Origin of the sequence: Flavobacterium sp. RSP15 (genome assembly GCF_003968755.1) — a bacterium.
Taxonomy (GTDB): Bacteria; Bacteroidota; Bacteroidia; order Flavobacteriales; family Flavobacteriaceae; genus Flavobacterium.
The window spans coordinates 1-1388 of record NZ_RYDL01000030.1 but is presented as its reverse complement, the minus strand read 5'-3'; the positions used below and the strand labels follow the sequence as shown (position 1 = coordinate 1388).

2 protein-coding genes are annotated in these 1388 nt (G+C 31.4%); both read right to left on the bottom strand.

Annotation, left to right across the window (positions count from 1 at the left end; all coding sequences use genetic code 11):
• Nucleotides 1–48 precede the first annotated feature (48 nt).
• Nucleotides 49–915, bottom strand: coding sequence for an IS3 family transposase (locus EKM00_RS14645; RefSeq protein WP_199734718.1), 867 nt, complete (start codon nucleotides 913–915; stop codon nucleotides 49–51).
• Complete coding sequence (locus EKM00_RS14845; protein WP_199734716.1) at nucleotides 915–1349, bottom strand: transposase; 435 nt, start codon at nucleotides 1347–1349, stop codon at nucleotides 915–917. Before EKM00_RS14845 ends, EKM00_RS14645 begins: the two co-directional genes overlap by 1 nt.
• Nucleotides 1350–1388 lie beyond the last annotated feature (39 nt).

Below are 1388 nucleotides of genomic sequence, written 5' to 3'. Positions count from 1 at the left end.
TGTCTTGTCCTGAATAACCGATACAGATTATTAGATAAAAATATTTAATTAAACACTTGCAAAAACGTTTTTGCAAGTGTTTTTTGTTTTATATGTCCTCATTTTAATTTGACTTTGTATATGCATTTTGTTTGGAGTCAGCATGAAATTAGAATAATGAGGTCTTAATTCATTGTATATACTGATTGATTCTTTTACAATTTGTTTCATGATTTTTAAATCTAGGTTGTATTTATCAATCATGAATTCCTGTTTTAATATTCCATTTATTCTTTCCGCTACTGCATTTTCATATGGGTCAGAGTTTTGTGTCATACTTGGTAGTATTCCGTTTTTATTTAGTGTGTTTTGGTAATCATTCGCACAATATTGTAATCCTCTGTCTGAATGATGAATCAATGGTGTTTCTTTACCCTTTCTTTGTTTTATAGCCATATTGAGAGCCTTAACACTGCTCTCTGTATTCATGTTGTCAGCAACGTAATATCCCATAATTTTCTTAGAATATGCATCTGTAACAATGCTTAAATAACATGGTTTTTCTCGTTTTCCGATGTATGTTATGTCTGATACCCAAACTTGATTAGGCCTATTTATTTCTAAATCAAGAATTAGGTTTTTATGTTTTCTAAATCGATGATGAGAATTAGTGGTTACGTGATAACAACGCTTTGGCTGTATCAATAAATGATTAGCTCTGAGTATATCAAATAATTTATCTCTTCCAATTTTCATTGATTTAAGATCATCCATTAATATGTGATATGATTTCTTACCACCAAGTCTAGGCATTGATTGCCTAACTTGATGAATCATTGAAACTACTTCAATTGCTTTGGCTTCCTTATTTATTTTTCTTTTAATCCTTCGATAATAAACCTGTCTGTCTATCCCGAACAAATTACAGGCGAACATTATTGTTTGTTGTTCTTCTTGTGTAAAATGGTCGATTGTTCGGGTGGAGAGTTTTTTCGTATGTCAATTTTATATTCTTCTTCAGCAATATCAATCATCATATCAAAAATGATTGCTTTTTTATCTGCAACAAAGGCCTGTCGTTCCAAAAAAGACTTCTGTTTCTCTAGAAGTTTTACTTTGGCTTCAAGTTCCATTATCTTTTGTTCTGGCGACTTTGACATAGTAAATGGTGTTTGGTTTTCCCAATCAAAGTTACCGAATTTTCTAAGCCATTTAACAACAGTTGATCTATTTTGAATGCCATAAGTCTTTGTGGATTCTGTAACTGTAAGTTGTCCTCGTTCAATTTCTTGAACAATTTGTAATTTAAAAGACATTGAATAATCTTTTTGAGTCCGCTTCACATAGCGTGTTTCTTCATGTTTTTCCATTAGGATACTTTTTGTGTATCGCTATTTCAGGACGGGACA

Bases quoted from the DNA above. Each gene is read 5' to 3' on its own strand.
- EKM00_RS14645 (WP_199734718.1), bottom strand. From the start codon at position 915: ATGTTCGCCTGTAATTTGTTCGGGATAGACAGACAGGTTTATTATCGA.
- EKM00_RS14845 (WP_199734716.1), bottom strand. From the start codon at position 1,349: ATGGAAAAACATGAAGAAACACGCTATGTGAAGCGGACTCAAAAAGAT.